Origin of the sequence: Micromonospora sp. NPDC007271 (genome assembly GCF_040634005.1) — a bacterium.
In the GTDB taxonomy this organism is placed as follows: Bacteria; Actinomycetota; Actinomycetes; order Mycobacteriales; family Micromonosporaceae; genus Micromonospora.
The window spans coordinates 20975-39561 of record NZ_JBEYER010000073.1 but is presented as its reverse complement, the minus strand read 5'-3'; the positions used below and the strand labels follow the sequence as shown (position 1 = coordinate 39561).

17 protein-coding genes are annotated in these 18587 nt (G+C 71.5%); 9 read left to right on the top strand and 8 right to left on the bottom strand.

The genetic code is table 11. From position 1 onward, the window contains the following. Nucleotides 1-126: 126 nt before the first annotated feature. The 4 genes from ABZ570_RS23815 to ABZ570_RS23800 all read left to right on the top strand — a co-directional run bounded on the left by ABZ570_RS23815 (nt 127) and on the right by ABZ570_RS23800 (nt 4564). Nucleotides 127-1104, top strand: coding sequence for a sugar ABC transporter permease (locus ABZ570_RS23815; protein WP_358067561.1), 978 nt, complete (start codon nt 127-129; stop codon nt 1102-1104). Between the two features lie 105 nt (nt 1105-1209). Next, nucleotides 1210-2010 carry a carbohydrate ABC transporter permease gene (locus ABZ570_RS23810; RefSeq protein WP_358067570.1) on the top strand — a complete coding sequence of 267 codons (801 nt, stop codon included), beginning with the start codon at nt 1210-1212 and terminating at the stop codon, nt 2008-2010. Continuing rightward, complete coding sequence (locus ABZ570_RS23805; protein WP_358067558.1) at nt 2007-3440, top strand: GH1 family beta-glucosidase; 1434 nt, start codon at nt 2007-2009, stop codon at nt 3438-3440. Before ABZ570_RS23810 ends, ABZ570_RS23805 begins: the two co-directional genes overlap by 4 nt. An 80-nt stretch (nt 3441-3520) precedes the next feature. Then, on the top strand, nt 3521-4564 hold the full coding sequence (locus ABZ570_RS23800) for a LacI family DNA-binding transcriptional regulator (protein ID WP_358067555.1): 1044 nt from the start codon (nt 3521-3523) through the stop codon (nt 4562-4564). A gap of 233 nt (nt 4565-4797) precedes the next feature. On the opposite strand, the gene ABZ570_RS23795 is transcribed toward ABZ570_RS23800, so the two are convergent. Beyond that, complete coding sequence (locus ABZ570_RS23795) at nt 4798-6009, bottom strand: acyl-CoA dehydrogenase family protein (RefSeq protein ID WP_358067552.1); 1212 nt, start codon at nt 6007-6009, stop codon at nt 4798-4800. Continuing rightward, nucleotides 6010-7080 carry a phosphotransferase family protein gene (locus ABZ570_RS23790; RefSeq protein WP_358067549.1) on the bottom strand — a complete coding sequence of 357 codons (1071 nt, stop codon included), beginning with the start codon at nt 7078-7080 and terminating at the stop codon, nt 6010-6012. A gap of 149 nt (nt 7081-7229) precedes the next feature. Between ABZ570_RS23790 and ABZ570_RS23785 the strand changes: the two genes are divergently transcribed. Together ABZ570_RS23785 and ABZ570_RS23780 are read left to right on the top strand one after the other, a co-directional pair. Continuing rightward, the gene (locus tag ABZ570_RS23785; protein ID WP_358067546.1) at nt 7230-7934 is read left to right on the top strand and encodes an amino acid-binding protein; all 705 of its coding nucleotides are present in this window, start codon (nt 7230-7232) and stop codon (nt 7932-7934) included. 81 nt (nt 7935-8015) lie between these two features. Continuing rightward, complete coding sequence (locus ABZ570_RS23780; RefSeq protein ID WP_358067543.1) at nt 8016-9113, top strand: GNAT family N-acetyltransferase; 1098 nt, start codon at nt 8016-8018, stop codon at nt 9111-9113. Here ABZ570_RS23780 and ABZ570_RS23775 read toward each other — a convergent pair. The 4 genes from ABZ570_RS23775 to ABZ570_RS23760 all read right to left on the bottom strand — a co-directional run bounded on the left by ABZ570_RS23775 (nt 9098) and on the right by ABZ570_RS23760 (nt 13996). Beyond that, nucleotides 9098-10663 carry an aldehyde dehydrogenase family protein gene (locus ABZ570_RS23775; RefSeq protein ID WP_358067540.1) on the bottom strand — a complete coding sequence of 522 codons (1566 nt, stop codon included), beginning with the start codon at nt 10661-10663 and terminating at the stop codon, nt 9098-9100. The genes ABZ570_RS23780 and ABZ570_RS23775 overlap by 16 nt on opposite strands. Before the next feature lie 335 nt (nt 10664-10998). Continuing rightward, the gene (locus ABZ570_RS23770) at nt 10999-11874 is read right to left on the bottom strand and encodes a hypothetical protein (RefSeq protein ID WP_358067537.1); all 876 of its coding nucleotides are present in this window, start codon (nt 11872-11874) and stop codon (nt 10999-11001) included. Nucleotides 11875-12437: 563 nt separating this feature from the next. Beyond that, nucleotides 12438-13127 (bottom strand): response regulator transcription factor, encoded by a 690-nt coding sequence (locus tag ABZ570_RS23765; protein ID WP_358067567.1) that lies wholly within the window; start codon nt 13125-13127, stop codon nt 12438-12440. Between the two features lie 17 nt (nt 13128-13144). After that, nucleotides 13145-13996 carry a histidine kinase gene (locus tag ABZ570_RS23760; protein WP_358067534.1) on the bottom strand — a complete coding sequence of 284 codons (852 nt, stop codon included), beginning with the start codon at nt 13994-13996 and terminating at the stop codon, nt 13145-13147. 156 nt (nt 13997-14152) lie between these two features. Between ABZ570_RS23760 and ABZ570_RS23755 the strand changes: the two genes are divergently transcribed. Genes ABZ570_RS23755 through ABZ570_RS23745 form a run of 3 tightly spaced genes read left to right on the top strand, consistent with a single transcriptional unit; the run spans nt 14153 to nt 17212 of the window. Further along, nucleotides 14153-16153, top strand: coding sequence for a hypothetical protein (locus tag ABZ570_RS23755; protein WP_358067564.1), 2001 nt, complete (start codon nt 14153-14155; stop codon nt 16151-16153). Further along, a complete protein-coding gene (locus tag ABZ570_RS23750) occupies nt 16105-16839 on the top strand; it encodes an ATP-binding cassette domain-containing protein (RefSeq protein ID WP_358067531.1) in 735 nt (244 codons plus the stop codon). Before ABZ570_RS23755 ends, ABZ570_RS23750 begins: the two co-directional genes overlap by 49 nt. Before the next feature lie 16 nt (nt 16840-16855). Next, entirely contained in the window at nt 16856-17212 is a 357-nt protein-coding gene (locus ABZ570_RS23745; protein ID WP_358067529.1) for a hypothetical protein, read from the top strand. Nucleotides 17213-17274: 62 nt separating this feature from the next. Here ABZ570_RS23745 and ABZ570_RS23740 read toward each other — a convergent pair whose 3' ends face one another. Together ABZ570_RS23740 and ABZ570_RS23735 are read right to left on the bottom strand one after the other, a co-directional pair. Continuing rightward, the gene (locus ABZ570_RS23740) at nt 17275-17613 is read right to left on the bottom strand and encodes a lactococcin 972 family bacteriocin (protein WP_358067526.1); all 339 of its coding nucleotides are present in this window, start codon (nt 17611-17613) and stop codon (nt 17275-17277) included. A gap of 149 nt (nt 17614-17762) precedes the next feature. After that, entirely contained in the window at nt 17763-18419 is a 657-nt protein-coding gene (locus tag ABZ570_RS23735; protein ID WP_358067523.1) for a response regulator transcription factor, read from the bottom strand. Between the last annotated feature and the right edge of the window lie 168 nt (nt 18420-18587).

Below are 18587 nucleotides of genomic sequence, written 5' to 3'. Positions count from 1 at the left end.
GGCGCGACCGAAGCCTGCTGCGCGAGGGCACGCGCAGGGCTGTCGGCGCCACCCGCGGTGCCCGGAGAGCCCGGCGCCGCCCCTGTGGGCGGGTGGCGCCGGCCGAGGAGAAGGACTCCGACCCCCATGAGCCTCGACCTGCACGCCCCGGCGCCTCCCGGACGGGGTACGGCCAAGGGCCGTTCCGCGCACCGCCGCAGCGCCTCGTTCACCCGGCTGGACCTGAAGTACTCGCCCTACCTGTACGTGCTGCCGTTCTTCGTGATCTTCGCGGTGTTCAGCCTGTATCCGATCGTGTACACGGTCTGGATCGCGCTGACCGACCGGTCGCCGTTGAACCCGACGATCTCCTTCGTCGGTCTGGACAACTTCGTCGAGCTGATCACCGACGACCCGAAGTTCTGGAACGCGGTGGTCAACACCTTCGGCATGTTCGTGCTCTCCACCGTGCCGCAGCTGCTGCTGGCACTGCTGCTGGCCAACGCGTTGAACCGGAAGCTGCGCGGGCAGACCTTCTTCCGGATGGCCATCGCGATGCCGATCATCACCTCGACCGCGGTGGTCGCGCTGATCTTCTCGATGATCTACGCGAAGGACTTCGGCCTCATCAACTGGCTGCTCGACGCCGTCGGCCTGGACCCGATCGACTGGCGGGCCAACCGGTTCGCCTCCTGGTTCGCCATCTCCACCATGGTCGACTGGCGCTGGGTCGGCTACAACGCCCTGATCTACCTGGCCGCCATGCAGTCCATCAGCAAGGACATGTACGAGGCCGCCGCGCTGGACGGCGCCTCCCGGCGGCGGCAGTTCTGGTCGGTCACCATCCCGCAGCTCCGCCCGACGATCATCTTCACGCTGATCATCTCGACCATCGGCGGGCTGCAGCTGTTCACCGAGCCGCTGCTGTTCACCAGCGGCGCCGGCGGCATCTCCGGCGGCTCGGAGGGGCAGTTCCAGACCATCACCATGTATCTGCTCGACGTGATGAACCAGCGCTTCCGGTGGGGCTACGCCGGCGCGGTCGCGCTCGTGCTCTTCCTGCTCATCGCGCTGATGTCGACGGTGAACTACCTGCTGGCCCGCCGCATCAGCTCAGACAAGTGAGGTGACGAGATGACGACCACCACGCTCCGCCCACCCGCCCGACCGGCCGCGCCGGCGCGCGCCAGCCGGCAGGCGGCCCGGCTCTGGAAGGCCAGCCCGCTGACCATGGTCGGGCTGGTCCTCGGGGTGATCCTGTCGCTCTTCCCGTTCTACTGGATGATCGTGATCGCCTCGAGGACCAACGACGCGGCCAACTCCTGGCCGCCGCCGTTCCTGCCCGGCGGCAAGCTCGGCGACAACATCCAGCGGGTGCTGGCCAACGGCGACGCCAACGTCGTCAAGGGCCTGCTGAACTCGTTCCTGGTCTCCGGGACGATCACCGTGGCCACGGTGTTCTTCGGCTCCCTCGCCGGCTTCGCGTTCGCCAAGCTCCGCTTCCGCGGCAAGAACGCGCTGCTGCTGATCATCCTGGCCTCGATGATGGTGCCGATCCAGCTCGGCGTGCTGCCGCTGTACATCCTGATGGCCAAGCTCGACTGGCTGAACACCATGCCCGCGGTGACCGTGCCGTTCCTGATCGGCGGATTCGGGATCTTCATGATGCGCCAGTACGCCGAGCAGGCCGTCCCGAACGAGCTGATCGAGGCCGCCCGGGTGGATGGCTGCTCGACCTGGGGGGTCTACTGGCACGTGGTGGCGCCGGCCCTGCGCCCCGCCGCCGCCGTGCTCGGCCTGCTCACCTTCATGGACCAGTGGAACCAGTTCTTCTGGCCCTTCGTGGTGCTGGCCGACCCGGCCAACCCGACCGTCCAGATCTCCCTGCGCAGCCTGAACACCGCCTACTTCGCCGACAACTCGCAGATCTTCGCCGGTACGTTGATCGCGACCCTGCCCCTGTTCATCGTGTTCGTCCTGTTCGGCCGCCAGATCATCGGCGGAATCATGGAAGGCGCCGTCAAGTCGTGAGCAACCCAGCCAGCCCGCCCGCCGTCGGGGTCCTCGACCAGCGTTCGGAACTCGCCTTCCCGCCCGGCTTCCTCTGGGGCGCGGCGACCGCGGCGTACCAGATCGAGGGCGCGCCGACCGAGGGTGGTCGTACCCCGTCGATCTGGGACACCTTCAGCCACACGCAGGGCCGGACGGTGGCCGGGCACACCGGCGACGTGGCCTGCGACCACTACCACCGGATGTCCGCCGACGTGCGGCTGATGGCCGACCTGGGGCTGAAGTCCTACCGTTTCTCGGTCTCCTGGTCCCGGGTCCAGCCGGGCGGCGCCGGGGGCGTCAACCAGGAAGGGATGGACTTCTACCAGCGGCTGGTCGACGAGCTGCTGGCCCACGGCGTCGAGCCGTGGCTGACCCTCTATCACTGGGACCTGCCCCAGCCGCTCGAGGACGCGGGCGGCTGGCCGGCCCGGGACACCGCCGCCCGGTTCGCCGACTACGCCCAGCTCGTCGCCGACGCCCTCGGCGACCGGGTGCGGTACTTCACCACCCTCAACGAGCCGTGGTGCTCGGCCTTCCTCGGCTACGGCTCCGGCGCGCACGCGCCGGGCCGCTCCGACGGGGTCGACGCGGTGCGGGCCGGACACCACCTCATGCTCGGGCACGGGCTGGCCGTCCAGGCGTTGCGGGCGGCCCGGCCGCAGGCGCAGCTCGGCATCACGGTCAACCTCTACCCGGTCACGCCGGCGACCGGTTCGCGCGGGGACGTGGACGCCGCCCGTCGCATCGACGGGCTGGCCAACCGGTTCTTCCTCGACCCGGTGCTGCGCGGCGCGTACCCGGCGGACCTCCAGGCGGACCTGCGCAAGGTCACCGATTTCGGGCACGTCCGAGACGGCGACCTGACGGTGATCTCGGCCCCGCTGGACATGGTGGGCGTCAACTACTACAGCCGGTACGTCGTCGCCGCGCCGGCCGAGGCCGCCGCGGCGGAGGCGTACTGGCGGGCCCCGTCCTGCTGGCCGGGGAGCGAGGACGTCCGGTTCGTCACCCGGGGTGTGCCGGTGACCGACATGGACTGGGAGATCGACGCCCCCGGCCTGCTGGAGACCCTGGAACGGGTCCACCGGGAGTACACCGACCTGCCGCTCTACGTCACCGAGAACGGTTCGGCGTTCGTCGACGCGGTGATCGACGGCCGGGTCGACGACCCGGACCGGTTGGCGTACTTCGACGCGCACCTGCGCGCCGCGCACGCCGCGATCAGCGCCGGAGTGCCGCTGAAGGGGTACTTCGCCTGGTCGCTGATGGACAACTTCGAGTGGGCCTGGGGCTACACCAAGCGCTTCGGGATGGTGTACGTCGACTACGACAGCCAGGCCCGGATCCCCAAGTCCAGCGCCAGGTGGTATGCCGAGGTGATCCGACGTAACGGGCTGGCCGCACAATAGGCTGGCCCAGCAGTGACGGGCGGCCCGGCACCGACGTGTGTAGCAGTGGCGGGTCCGTTCGACGTCGGAGGAGCAGACGAATGACAACCCAGCGCACGCGGTCGCTCGGGCGCCCGACCCTGGACGCGGTCGCCGCCCGTGCCGGCGTGGGGCGCGGCACGGTCTCCCGCGTGGTCAACGGCTCGCCGCAGGTCAGCCCGGAGGCGCGGGCCGCCGTCCAGGCGGCCATCGCCGAGTTGGGGTACGTGCCCAACCGCGCGGCCCGGGCGCTGGTGACCCAGCGGACCGACTCGGTGGCGCTGGTGGTCTCCGAGTCGGGGGAGCGGGTCTTCACCGAGCCGTTCTTCGCCGGCATCGTCCGGGGCGTCAGCTCCGCGCTGCTGGAGACCCCGATGCAGCTCTGGCTGGCCATGGCGCAGTCCCAGATGGAGCGGGAACGGGTCGAGCACCACCTGACCAACCAGCACGTGGACGGCGTCCTGCTGCTCTCGCTGCACGACGCCGACCCGCTGCCCACCCTGCTCGAGGAGCGCGGCCTGCCCACGGTGCTCGGGGGTCGGCCGGCCCGGATGCTGCACCCCAGCGCCCAGCCGGCCTGGTTCGTCGACGTGGACAACGTCGGCGGCGCCCGGCAGGCGGTGGAGCACCTGTTCGCCCAGGGCCGGCGGCGGGTCGCCACCATCGCCGGTACCCAGGACATGGGCGCCGGCCTGGCCCGGCTGACCGGCTACCAGGAGGCGGTCCGGGCCGCCGGCCTCGACCTGCACCCGGATCTCATCGCGTACGGCGACTTCAGCGAGGGCAGCGGGACGGCCTGCATGCGCCGGCTGCTGGAGGTCTGCCCGGAGCTGGACGCGGTCTTCGTCGCCTCCGACCTGATGGCCTTCGGCGCCCTCCGGGCGCTGCGCGAGGCCGGCCGCCGGGTCCCCGAGGACGTGGCGGTCGTCGGCTTCGACGACGCCCCGATCGCCCGGCAGGCCGAGCCGCCGCTGACCACGGTCTTCCAGCCGGTGGAGGAGATGGGCCGCCAGATGGCCCACCTGCTGGTCTCCCGCATCCGTGGGGAGGAGGTCTCCCCCCACGTCCTCCTCGACACCAAACTCATCCACCGCGCCTCCGCCTGATCCCGGTGCCCGCAGCCGCCGTGCCTCGGCTGTCGCCATCAGGGTCGGGGCGCTTTCGAGCTGAGTCGCTGGTGATGTCGACCCGCCGCCCGCCGTCCAGTCGGGGGCGACCGGGGGCGAGCGGAGGGGAGCCCGGAACGCCGATGCCGCCGAGTCGTCGGTGATGTCAGCTCCGAAGGCGGTGCCAGGCTTCCACTGTGCCCAGCCGGGGAGCGACCAGACCGCGGCGAGAGTCAGGACCAGCGGCGGAGTTCGCGCCGGGCGAGGGAGGCCTTGTGGACCTCGTCGGGGCCGTCGGCCAGGCGGAGGGTGCGGGCCTGGGCCCAGAGGGCGGCGAGCGGGGTGTCCTGGCTGACGCCGGCCCCGCCGTACGCCTGGATGGCCTTGTCGATCACCCACTCGGCCATGGCCGGCGTGGCGATCTTGATCGCCTGGATCTCGGTGTGCGCACCCTTGTTGCCGACGGTGTCCATCAGCCAGGCGGTCTTGAGCACCAGCAGCCGGGCCTGCTCGATGCGGACCCGGGACTCGGCGATCCACTCCCGGACCACGCCCTGCTCAGCGAGGGGCCGGCCGAACGCGACCCGGTCCAGGGCCCGCTGGCAGAGCAACTCCAGGGCCCGCTCGGCCATCCCGATCAGCCGCATGCAGTGGTGGATCCGCCCGGGGCCGAGCCGGGCCTGGGCGATGGCGAAGCCGGCGCCCTCGGCGCCGACCAGGTTCTCCGCCGGCACCCGGACGTCGGTGAAGTCGATCTCGGCGTGCCCGCCGTGCGGGCCGTCGGTGTAGCCGAAGACGGTCATGCCCCGGCGTACGGTCACGCCCGGGGTGCCCCGGGGGACCAGGATCATGCTCTGCTGACGGTGCCGCTCGGCGCCGGGGTCGGTCTTGCCCATCACGATGAAGATCTCGCAGCGCGGGTCCATCGCCCCGGACGACCACCACTTGCGGCCGTTGATCACGTACGAGTCGCCGTCGCGGCGGATCCGGGTGGCGATGTTGGTGGCATCGGAGGAGGCCACCTCCGGCTCGGTCATGCAGAAGGCGGAGCGGATCTCCCCCGCCAGCAGGGGCGTGAGCCAACGGTCCCGCTGCGCCGGTGAGCCGAACTCGGCGAGCAGTTCCATGTTGCCGGTGTCCGGGGCAGCGCAGTTCAGCGCCTCCGGCGCCAGGTGAGGGCTGCGCCCGGTCAGCTCGGCGAGCGGGGCGTACTGGAGATTGGTCAGGCCGGCGCCGTAGCGGGGGTCGGGGAGGAAGAGGTTCCACAGGCCGCGGGCGCGTGCCTCGGCCTTCAGCTCGTCGAGCACGGGCGGGCGGGCCCACGGGTCGCCGGCGGCGGCGACCTGCTCGGCGTGCACCGGCTCGGCCGGGTACACGCGCTCGGTGAGGAACGCCGTCAGCCGCTCGCGCAGCTCGACCGTCCGGGCGTCGTACGCGAAGTCCACCTATTTCTCCCTGAGCGCGTGCAGACCGTGCTCGACCAGCGGCGTCACCAGCTCGCCGATCCGGTCGAAGCCGGCGCCGAGTGTCTGGCCGAGAAGGTGTCGGTAGTGGATCCCCTCGCAGATCACCGCGAGCTTGAAGCAGCCGAGCGCCACGTGCCAGTGCAGGGGACCGACGTCGACGTCGCCGCGCCCGGCGTACCGGTCGATCAGCTCGGCGCCGGTCGGGAACCCCGCGCGCGGGCCGAGGCCGTCGGCGACCGGGTTGCCCTCGGCGGCGTCGCTGTCGCCCAGCACGTCCCAGTACGTCAGCAGCAGCCCCAGGTCGGCCAGGGGGTCGCCGAGGGTGGCCATCTCCCAGTCGAGCACCGCGCGGACCGCGACCGGGTCGACCGAGGCGAGGAGATTGTCCAGCCGGTAGTCGCCGTGCACGATCCGCCCGGCGTTCGCACCCTCCGGCACGCTGCCGGCGAGCGCGTCGCGCAGCTCGTCGATGCCGGGCAGCGGGCGGCTGCGGGACCGGTCGAGCTGGCCGGCCCAGCGGTGTACCTGGCGGGCCAGGTAGCCGTCGGGGCGACCGAAGTCGGCCAGCCCGACCGCGGCCGGTTCGACCGCGTGCAGCGCGGCGAGGGTGTCCATCATCGCCATGGCCAGGTCGCGTCGCTGCCCGGCGGTGAGCGGGTCGGTCTGCGACCGGCTCCGGTAGACCACGCCGTCGACCTTCGCCATGAGGTAGAACGGCGCGCCGATCACGTCGTCGTCGGGGCAGAGCAGCAGCGCGGCGGGGACCGGTACGTCGGTGGGGGCGAGCGCGGAGATCACCCGGTGCTCGCGGGCCATGTCGTGCGCGGTGGCGAGCACGTGCCCGAGCGGCGGCCGGCGCAGCACGACCTCGCGGTCGCCGCAGCGCAGCAGGTACGTCAGGTTGGACCTGCCCCCGGCGATCAGCCGCGCGGACAGCGGCCCGGCGGCCAGCTCCGGGCGGTGCGCGGCCAGGTACGCGGCGAGCCGCTCGAGGTCGAGCCCGCGGGGACCCGGACCGGTCGGCGCCGCCTCGACGGCCGGATCGGTCATCCGGCTAGTTGATGGCACCTCAGCCTTCTTGTCAAGGTCGGGCTTTCCCGCCGGGACACGCTGCGGCAACAGGGGCGAAACGGTCAACCGGCAGGCTGGGACCAGCCTGCCGGCCGCCACGGTCGGCCCACCGAGCGGAGGGACGAGACATGCTGCTGAGAGTTCGGGTGACCCTGCCGGACCGGCCCGGCACGCTCGGCCAGGTGGCCCGCACACTCGGCGTCTCCGGCGCCGACATCGTGCAGGTGGTGGTGCTGGAGCGGCTCGGCGGCCGGGCGGTGGACGACTTCACCGTGGTGTGGCCGGGCGCGGCGCGGGTGGAACGCCTGCTGGCCGGGCTGGCCGCCATCCCCGGCGTGCGGGTGGACGGGGTGTGGCGGGCGATCGGCGCGCCGACCACCGGCGGCCAGGACGCCGAACTGCTCGCCCAGATCGCGGCGAACCCGGCCGACGGGGTCGCCACCCTGGTCGACGCGGTGCCCGGGCTGCTCGCCGCGGACTGGGCGGTGGCCGCGGTCGTACCCCTGGACTGGGCCTCCCGCAGCGGCGCCGCCGGCGCGGCCACGATCGGGCACGCGAGCTGGCGGGCCCCCGCCGCCCCCCGGCTGCCGGAGGTGACCCCGTTGCGGGCCCGGGCGATGACCGGCCCGGACGAGCGGCACCACGCGGTCGCGCCGTTCGGTCGCGCCGGCCTGGTGCTGGTGGTGGCACGCGACCACACCGAGCCGCTCGCCGCCCCCGCGTTCCACTCCACCGAGGTGGACCGGCTCGCCCAGCTCGTCCGCGCCAGCGCGGTGATCCTCGACGACCGGCTGGACCTGGTCGGCGCGCCGCCGGTGACCAGCGTCACGTGACCGGTTCCCGCCGCGTCACCGCCGGGCAACGGCGGCGCAACAGCCGCGCGGCAGGGTCGGGTGGAGAGGAAAGGAGGAGTCATGGCGCTGTGGCGGATCCGAGCCACCGTGGACGACCGGCCGGGCTACCTGTCGGTGCTCACGGCGAGCCTCGCGTTGCGCGGGGTCAACATCCTCACCGTGCAGGTGCACACCACCGAGGTGGGGGCTGTCGACGACTTCCTGGTCGACGCGCCCGACCAGCTCACCGAGGCCGACCTGCGGGCGGCCGTCGAACGTGGGCGCGGCCGGGACTGCTGGGTGGCGCGCAGCGAGGCGCGCGGCCTGGCCGACCAGCCGACCCGGGTGCTTGGCCTGGCCACCGGGCTGGTCCGCGACCCGGACGCGACCGGCGAGGCGCTGCGCACCCTGCTCGGCGCGGACGCGGTGGCCTGGCGGCCGACGCCGGCCGGCCCGCCCGGCGGGGTGGGGACCACCACCATGCTGCTGGCCGACCCGTCCGGCGGGTCGTACGAGCTGTGCCGCCGCGAGCCGAGCTTCACCCCGGCCGAGTACGCCCGGGCCCAGGCGCTGGTGGAGCTGGGCGCCACGGTCGCCCGGCGGGACGCCGACCGGGTCACCCTGGTGCTGCCCGACTCGGCCGAGGTGCTGGTCCGGCCGGCCACCGTGGACGACCTGCCGGGTGTGCTGGAGCTGCACGAGGCCTGCTCGGCGCGGAGCCGGCAGCGGCGCTACCTGAGCGGGGCGGACCTGCCGTCGCCGGCCCGGTTGCGGCGGCTGCTGGAGCCGGCCCGGGGGCTCAACCTGGTGGCCACGATCGGCTCCGGCGGGGAGGCGGAGCCGGTGGTGGCGCTGGCCAACCTCCTCGGCGAGGGGGACGAGGCGGAGGTGGCGCTGCTGGTCCGCGACGACTGGCAGCGGCGCGGCATCGGCTCGGCCCTGCTGCGGCGGCTGCTCGGGCACGCCGGGCGGATCGGCTACGCCGCCGTGCTGCTGCACGTGCACGCCGAGAACACCCCGATGCTGCGCGCCGTACGCCGGCTGAATCGGCCCGTGTCGGTGGACCGGGATGGCAGCGTGCTGACCGTGACGGTGCCGCTCGGGGCGCGCCGGGCGGAGCTGCCCGGGCAGGGCCCCCAGTCGGGCCCTGCCCAGGTCCGCCGTCAGGTCGCCGGGTAGCTGCTGTAGTCGGGGAAGTTGCCGTAGAGGCGGCCGTCGCCGCCCACCGTGACGGCCTGCACCAGCAGGTCGCCGCCGACGAAGGCGCCCTTCCAGGACGCGCCCCGGCCGCCGAAGGGCTCGTCCCGGTCGCCCCGTGAGCGGGGCTTGTTGATGCCCACCTTGAACGCCTGCAGGTCGACCGCGAGCTTGCCGGCCAGCTCCTCGTCGTCGCAGGCGAGGGAGGCGACCAGCGCGCCGTTGGAGGCGTTCATCTGGGCCAGCAGCTCGTCGGTGGTGTCCACCACGACGATGGTGTCGACCGGCCCGAACGGCTCGGCGTGCATCAGCCGCGAGCGGCCGGGCGGGGCGAGCAGCACGGCCGGGGCCACGTACGCGGACGTGTCCTGCCCGTCGAGGAAGGGCGCGCCGTCGAGCTTGCCCCGGTGCAGCGGCACGGCGCCGCCGCGGACCGCCTCGTCGACCTTGCGGCGCAGCTCCTCGGCCTTGGCGGCGCTGATCAGCGGGCCGAAGTCCAGCTCGGGCAGCGGGTCGCCGGCCGCCCAGTCGGCGCCGACGGCGAGCGGGTGTCCGAAGCGTACGGAGCGGACGACCGGCAGGTACATGTCGAGGAACTCGTCGACCAGGTCCCGCTGGACCACGAACCGCGGGTACGCGGTGCAGCGCTGCTTGCCGTACTCGAAGCCCTTCTTCAGGTGCGCGGCGAGCAGATCCCACTGGGAGAAGTGCCAGATGCCCCAGGCGTTGAGCCCCTCCTGCTCGATGAAGTGCCGCTTGTCGGAGTCGAGCAGCGCCGCGGCCACCTTGCCACCGTTGGAACGGCCGCCGACGAACGCCACCGCGCCGATCTCCGGGGCGCGGACCAGCACCTCGGAGAGCTCCTCGCCGCCGCCGGAGAGCAGGGTGGCGGGCAGCCCGGCGCGGCGCATCAGGGCGTGTGCCACGGTGAGGCAGAGGGCGCCGCCCTGGGACGGGGTCTTGGCGATGACCGCGTTGCCGGCGAGCAACTGCACCAGTTCGGCGTGGACCAGCACGCTCATCGGGTAGTTCCAGGAGGCGATGTTGCTGACCGGGCCGGGCAGCGGCGAGCGGCCGTCGGCCAGCATCCGGTCGATCTCCTGCACGTACCAGCGCACGCCGTCCAGGGCGCGGTCGACGTCGGCGCAGGCCAGCCGCCACGGCTTGCCGATCTCCCAGACCAGCAGCATGGCGAGCAGGTCACGGTGGGCGGTGAGCGCGTCCAGGGCGTCGGTGACCCGGGCCTTGCGCTCGGCCAGCGGGGTCCGTGCCCAGCTGGCGTGGGCGGCGGCCGCGTGGGCGACGGCCGCGCGTGCCGCGTCGGCGTCGAGGCGGGCCAGGTGCGCCAGCACGGTGTTGTCGACCGGGGTGCGGGCCGGGGTGGGCGTGCCGACCGGCCGCCATTCGCCCTCGATCAGGTTGTGCAGCACGGCGCCGCCGTCGGCTGCGGTGCCGAAGGCTTCCGGCGCGGCGGCCACCGCGCGGGCGAGGGTGTCGGACCAGGAGGTGCCGTCGGCGATACGAAGTGCCATCGCGATCTCCTCAGGGTTGTCCGGGGAGCGGCGGCGTCGATGGCACCGCTGGTGTGGCGTACTGTCCCGCGCCGCCGAGCACGCGGGCAACCGTACGCTCGTATGCCAGGACATCGAGCCCACCCGTTGGCACCCGCCGCGCCGCGTCGCGGCCGTCCACCACCGACTCCCACCTGGGGGTACGCGGAAAGGTGATCGAGATCTATCAATGATGTGATTCGGCTCCGGGCGGCGTCGACCAGGGTCGGCCGGCAGTTTGAAGCGACGCCTCGTCCGGAGACGCGAACCGGCCGCCGGACCGAGGTCCGGCGGCCGGTCACGGCTGGCGTGTCAGGTCAGCTGGTGAAGGTGATCTTGTCGCGCCGGCGCCGGAGCACCGTCAGCGCGACGCCACCGCCGATGAGGGCGATGCCGGTGAGCGCGATGCTGGTCGCCGCCACGCCGGTCACCGGCAGGCCGCCACCGTTGTTGCCACCGCCGGCGCCGCCGCCCACGGAGGAGCTCGGCGACGGGGTGTCCGACCCGCCGGACTCACCCGGGGTCGGGGACTCGCACGGGGTCGAGGTCTCCTCGCCCGGGGTCGTCGGGGTCGAGGTCTCCTCGCACGGGGTCGGGGACTCCTCGCCCGGGGTCGGGGTCTCCTCGCCCGGGGTCGACGGGCTCGGGGTCGGGGACTCCTCGCCCGGCGTCGACGGGCTCGGGGTCGGGGACTCCTCGCCCGGCGTCGACGGGCTCGGCGACGGCGACTCCTCGCCAACCTTGCCAGCGCAGGTGTGGCTCAGGTTGAACTTGCTGCCCTTGCCGCTGATCACCGCGCTGCCGTCGGCGAGCGTCCAGCCGGCCGGGGTGAAGAGGTAGGCGTGGATGATGCGGCCGCCGGCCGAGTAGAAGAAGTCCGGGTAGGCGTCGGACGAGTCCGGGATCTGCACCTTGACCTGGGTGGTCCCGTTGGTGAAGGTGAGGCTCAGGCTCTCGAAGTTCCCGCCGTCCTTGCCGGGCAGGACGAAGTGCCAGCCATCCTGGTTGCCCGCCTTGCCAGCGAACCTCCCGTCGTTGCACTGCTGCTCACCAAACCCGGCTGCCGTGGAGCCCTTGTGCGCGGGGTTGAGCGGGATGGTGGCCGACGCCCAAGCCGGGGTGGCGAGGGCGAGGCAGGCCGTCGCGGCGGCAGCCGTGAAGCCTCCGCGCGCGACGTGCCGTCGTTGTGGCATGAGTGATCCTCCGAAATCGGAAAAGGGGACGGCACATGATCTCATATCGTGCGTCCACTGGCGACATCGGTCGATTGGCCTGAGCTGGGACGGCTCGCTGAGCGAGACGGGGAACCAATGCGAGATCGGGTTGATTTCGGGGCGTGTCGGCGTAACGGAAAAGGTGCCTGGAACGCTGCTGCCGGCGACAATGGGCGGAGTCGCCTCATCTTCCCAAACAGGTGATGTTCACATTACATTGTGGACTATCCATGGGAGCGCTCCCGCACCGCCGCATGGTCTCACCCCGGGCGGGAGCGGCTCGGACACCACGCCGCCGACGGCGCCCGGCGCCCCGACCGCCTCGGCGGTCGGCCCGAACGGGTTCACCCTCACCTGGGGGCCGGCGACCGACAACGTCGGCGTCACCGGCTACCGGGTGTACCGGCAGACCTGGCCGGCCGGCACCCTCGTCACCACGGTCACCGGCACCACGTACGCCGCCACCGGTTCTGAAGGTTTCATGGCATCCGCCCGAGACTCACCCAGCCGGCCCGTGCACCGAAACCCATCCGACCCGGCAGCTAAGGCTGCCGGTCAGGGGCGGGGGCGGACACGGGACTCACGAGGCCGCTGTCGTAAGCGGCGATCACGAGTTGCACTCGGTCGCGGGCCCCGAGTTTGCTCAGCAGGTGTGAGATGTGGGACTTGACGGTCTTGACGGCGATGGTGAGATGCCGGGCGATCTCGTCGTTGGACAGACCCTGCCCGATGAGGCCGAGCACCTCGGCCTCCCGGGCGGTCAGCTGGTCGAGCCGGGACCGCACGGGACCCGCCCGGCCGCTGGGCCGCATGCAGACGTAGTGCTCGATCAGCCGCGCCAGGATCGACGGGGCGAAGAGCGATTCGCCGCCGTGGGTACGCCTGATGGCGTCGAGTAGATCGTCCGGCCGGCTGTCCTTCAGCAAGAAGCCACTGGCTCCGGCACGGAGCGCGTGAAAGACGTACTCGTCGAGGTCGAACATGCTCAGGACCAGCACTCGGGTGTGCGCGAGCTCCGGTTGCCGGCAGATGGCCCGGGTCGCCTCGATGCCGTCGAGCCGCGGCATCCGGACGTCCATGAGCACCACGTCGGGCACGGTTGCCTCGACGGTGGCGATCGCCTCCACCCCGTCCCCGGCCTCTCCGACCACAGCGAGATCGGGCTCGACGTCGATGATCATCGAGAGGCTCCGCCTGAGTAGGGGTTCGTCATCGACGAGAACGACCCGCAAGGGCCGGTCTGATCCGGTCACGCCGCTCCCTCGGGAATGATGGCTTCGAGACGGAACCCCGCACGATCCCCGTGCTCCCTCGCGCGCGGCTCCGCCGTCAGGGTCCCACCCAGGCTGGTGACCCGTTCCCGCAGCCCGATGAGGCCATGCCCGGCGCCGGGCCGGACGGCCCAGCCCCGGTTCGGCCCGTCGTCGTCGACAGTCACACTGACTGCCGCCGGGGTCCGCGTCAGGCGGACGTCGACCTTGGTCGAGCCGGCGTAACGCGCGCTGTTGGCCAGTCCTTCGCGGACGACCCGGCAGATCGCCACCTGGACGCCCGGGGACACGACGCCGAGCTCCTCCCGGGTCAACTCCACGTGCAGGCCGGCCCGGCGGGCGCCCTCGATGATCTCCGGCAGGGATGCCAGGGTCTCCGTGGGGTGGCGGGCGGGCCGGTCGTCGGCCTCCCGCAGCGCGTCCAGCATGCGGCGCAGCTCAACTGTCGCCTTCCGGCTGATGGCCTCCACGTCCTCGATGGCGGCCAGCAGCGCTTGATCGTCCGGCTTGCGTGCGTGCAGGTGCGCGGTGGCGGCCGCCCGCACGGTGATCATGCCCAGGCCGTGGGAGACGATGTCGTGCAGGTCGCGGGCGAGGCGAAGGCGCTCGTCGAGCACCGCCTCCGCGATGTCGCGGCGCGCCATCGCCGTCTCGTGCTCCGCGCGCTCGACCAGCAGGCGGACGATCGCCCAGACGGAGACCGCCGCGAAGCCGAGCAGCAGGACAGCGACGAACGGCCAGGTAAGCCCGAGCGCGAGGACGGCCGCCATCACGACGAGCAGCGCACCGGCCGGCAGCAGCAACAATGATCGACGCGAGCGATGCGTCATGCGGTGCAGCCTACCGTTTCCGGGCTTTTTGACATCAGACCACGGTCTGACGGACTCAGGGCCGACGAGCGACCCCCAAAGCCGCCCACGGCCCGATGTTCCGGCGCGCCCCACGTGGTTGGTTTGGATACGGCGGGTGGCATCACCTTCGCCGCGATGTCCAAAGATCGCCCGGGAGGGTCGTTGTACAGGCGCGTGGTAATGGCGGTCGCAGGGGCGTTGTTCTTCCTGCTGGCTCTGGTGGCGGTGATCGTCACCGATCTGCACGACCGGGACTTTCCCCAGGCCATGGGGGCGCAGAGCAGGCTGGGCCTGGACTTCGGCGAGTCGCAGTTCAGCGACCGGGAGGCGTTCGCGGCGCTGACGCAGATGGATGCCGACTGGAACCTGGGCCTGGTGAGGATCGCGCCGGACCTGGCCGGCGACAGCGACGAGCGGGTCTTCGTGGCCCTCAACGACGGGAGCCTGCCGGCAACGTTCCGCTGGTTCAGCGGCACCGGTGCGGGAAGAGTCGTCGGCAGGGAACGGCTGGCCAATTCGTCGCCCGACGGCTCCTATCTGGTCACCGGGGACACAGCCCGGCTGGGCGAATTGGCGAGCCGGCTGAGCAGCGCGGGCGTACGGGTGACCCGCACCGACGCCTCGGTGACCGACAGTCTCCGGTTCGCCATGCGGGAGGGCGGCTTCGCGGCAGCCGTCCTGGCCGCATTCGCCCTCATCGCGGCACTGGCGCTGTTCTGGCTGTCGATGAAGGCGCGTAGCCGTGCGCTCCGAGTGCTCGGCGGCTGCCCCACGTTGCGCATCCAGGCGCAGGACCTGGGCGGGTTCGCGGCCGCACTGCTCGTCCCGGCGGCCGTTGTCACCCTCGCGGCCGCCGCCTACGTGGGCCTTTCCCGTGGCCGGCTGTACGTCGGCGTCTTCGTCAAGGCGCTGGCCGGCGTGGAGGTCGCGGTCATCGCCGTGTCGCTGCTCGTTGCCCTGGCCATGTCGGCCTCCGCTTGGCCGAGTGCCACCATGCTCGCCACCCGGCAGCCCGCGGTGAAGAGCCTTCGCTCGGCGGCCGTGGTCGTCCAGGCGCTGACGTTCCTGCTGGTGGTGGGGGCAGCCGGGCCGGCTTGGTCGGCGTATCGCAGCTCGTCCGCCACGGCCGCCGAGATGGCTCAGTGGAAGAACCTCGCGGACCAGGTCGCGGTCCAGTTCGGGGTGAGCGACGAAGAGATGACCAGTCTCGAACCGCGGATCGGCAACCTGGTCAAGGACGGCGAATCGGCCGGAACGATCGCCTACTCGTACACCTTCTCCGACGAGACATGGGATGGCGATCTCGGTGACTACTCAGCGGTCACCTTCGTGAACCAGCGATGGCTCGATCTGATGACCACGAACGCCCCCCCGGGCGCGCTCACGCCGGTGCCGTACGAGCGGGTGAGCAGCATGCTCTCCCGGGAGTTCGGCGAGACCTTCTCCCTGTTGTCGAGAAGCCGACGTTCCGGCGGAGAGATCCTGTCGGGGTTCGGATACCTGCGGCCCGCCGGCGGTTTCCGGATGCCGGTGGCCCAGGGTGGCGGCGGCGGGAGTCTGCGGTTCCCGGACGACGTCCTCGTTGCCGTCATGCCCTCCCTGCACTCGACGATCAATGATCGGAACCTGACGTCGATGGTCTCGACGAGGAATGTCCTGTTCACCGGCGTGGCGGCGACGCAGGCGTTGCTCGAGCGCAACGGCCTGTCCGCCGGGGCCTTGAGCGACCAGGGGATCAAGGGTGATCTGAGTGTCGTCTACGTCGCGGAGGAAGGAATTCTGCGGGCGCAGTTCATGGCGTACGTGGTCTGGCTGATGAATCTCGCGCTGGCCGCCCTGGTCGTCGCGTTCGCGGTCGCGGCCGCGATCAGCGCGCTGATCACCGCCCTGCTCCACGCGAAGCGCGATTTTCCGTTGCGGCTGTCCGGCCGGTCGTGGGCGCGGATCCTGCAGAGCCGGGTGTCCAAGGAGTTGCTGGTCGGCGCGGCGCTCGTGTCCCTGGTGGCGCTCTTTCAGAGGCCCGACGCCGTCGGGGCTCTGCTGGTGGCCGCGCTGTTCGGGATGTTCGTTGTTCCGCTGAGCCATCTGTGGGCGGCGAACTGGTGTTTCTCCGGCGTCAGCAGGCGTCGAATCTGATGGGAGTTCCAATGCTGATTGAGGCCGAGAGCGTTTCCGTGGCGATCGGTAAGCGGCCGGTGCTCGACGGCGAGTCCGTACGCTGCGAGCCCGGGACGATGAGCGCCCTGGTCGGCCCGAGCGGGTCCGGGAAGACCACCCTGCTGCACTGCCTCGGGCTGCTGCTCCCGATCGATCGGGGCCGCATCCTGATCGATGGGAAGGACGTCACGAAATGGGGCTCGGCGGCGCGGCGCCGGTTCTGGCGTGAGCATGCGGCGTTCGTGCTGCAGGACTACGGGATCATGGACGAGGAGTCGGTCGCCTTCAACGTCACGATGCAGTCGAGCCCGCTGGGCAAGTGGGCCACCGGCGACCGGAAGCGGCTGGCGCAGGTTCTCGATCAGACCGGGCTGGCGGGCCGGCAGGACGAGGTGGCCAGCCACCTCAGTGGCGGTGAGAAGCAGCGGCTCGCGCTGGCCCGCGCCATCTACAAGCGAGCTGCGGTCGTGTTCGTCGACGAGCCCACCGCGTCGCTCGACGCCGCTAACCGGCGGAAGGTCATCGCTCTGTTCGAGGAGTTCGCCGCCGACGGATGCACGGTCGTCGTGTCCACGCACGACCCGGAAATGATCGAGGCATGCGGGGTACGCCACGAGATCAAGAGCGGACGAGCTGTTGCGCAACCCGTCATTCAGTCCAACTAGGGCGGAAGGGCCTGCCATGTCACTGGTAACGAAGATTGCGGTCGGCGCGGTGGCGGTGGTTGCCATCGGCGCGGGCGCGGCCGCGGTTCTCGGCGGTGTGTTGCCGATGTCGACCGACACCCACCCGCCCTGCGAGGAACTGCCGACCGCAGCCGAGGCCCGCGCGGCGTTGAGCAAGAACGAGACCCTTGCCGCCGACATCGAGGCGCTGGGCGGGGGAATCTCGGTTGAGGTGGGCTCGCCGTGCCCCAAGGGCCAGGACCGTGCGCTGATCCAGGTGACGTACGGATCGAAGCCGGAGCGTGAGGCGATCGGCAGTCTGCTCGCGCGCCGCGACGGGTTCGGTGTTCCGGTGCACCTCGTCGAGAAGTAGCCGGATGACACGCCTGTGGCTCGGCGACCGATGGTCACCGAGCCACAGGTGGTGGAGCAGGGTCAGCAGGTGCGGTAGTAGTAGCTGGCCTCAAGGCCGGCCGAGTTGACGGTGCTGATCTCGGCGATGGACTTCTTGCCGGAGACGGTGTCGATGCTCCGCGACCGGTTGGTCTCCTTGCCGTCGATGTACTTCACCACCGTCGACCCGTGGCACTTGTTGACGGTGTAGTAGGAACGGAGCTTGACGTCCCAGAAACCGTACTCCCAGGTGCCGCCCTCCGAGGGGTACTGCGTCTTCGCTCCCACACTCACCCAGGCCGCCGCCGGCCCGGCGACCGCGCCCATCAGGGCCGCGGAAAGAGCTACTCCGGCAAGCGCTGCCTTGGTCGTTCGGTTCACCGATCTCCCCATTTCGTCGAACAGGCCGGGGGCGTTCCCCGGAACCGCACCACCCCGACGGAAGGTCGCCGTAGTGGCCGAAATCAGGAAACCGTATTGGCGACAGTCTGTCCCGAGCCGTTCAGCTCAGCCATTAACTGGCCATTCCGTCAGTCGACCGGAAGCTCCCCCGCCCGAACGGCCAGGTACACCAGGTGAGCACGGTTGCTCGCCTGATAGCGAGCGCTCATGTTGGAGAGGTGGTACTTGATCGCGCTCTCGCTGCGGTGCAGCCGCTTGGCGATCTGGCCGACCGTCAGCCCATCCGCGACGAGTGCCAGCACGGCGCGCTCCCGCGGCGTCAGGTCCATCCCAGGGGCCGCGCCCGGGCGGGACGACGAAGCCGGTCCGGAGCGCCTGAGGGCATCGAGGAGGTAACTACCGATCGTGGGACTGAGCCACCGCCGCCCGCGGCGCACGGCCTGCATGGCGCCGCTCAACTGCGTGGCCTGATCGTTGGCGGTCACGATTCCCTCGACGCCGCACTGGACGAGTTCCCGTAGGACGTCCAGGTCCGGCGGGTCGTCAGCCGACAGCGCCACCACCGCAACGTTGGTGACCGTGCCGCCGCTGCTGCGGCGTGCGCGGAGGATCTCACGCAGGCTGCCGGCCATCTCGACGTCCACCAGAAGTACGTCCGGTTGCCTGGCCTGCGCCTCCTTCACGAGGGCGACCGGATCTACCGACGTCTCCGACACCGCGAAGCCGGGGCGCTGTCCGATCAGGGCGGCGATGCCGGCCCGGAGCACCTCGTTGCCGGCGGCCACGAGGACACGTACGGGCTTCTCCGTCTTTCCGGGCTTGGTCGTACCTTCGCCCACGGATATCACCACCGGTACCCCTCTTCGACAACCTGCCGGAGCGGCGGCCACGTGGGGCCCGACTCAGGGTGGACCTCCGCCTCCACCCTGCCGTCCGGCACCCTCACCGGCGGA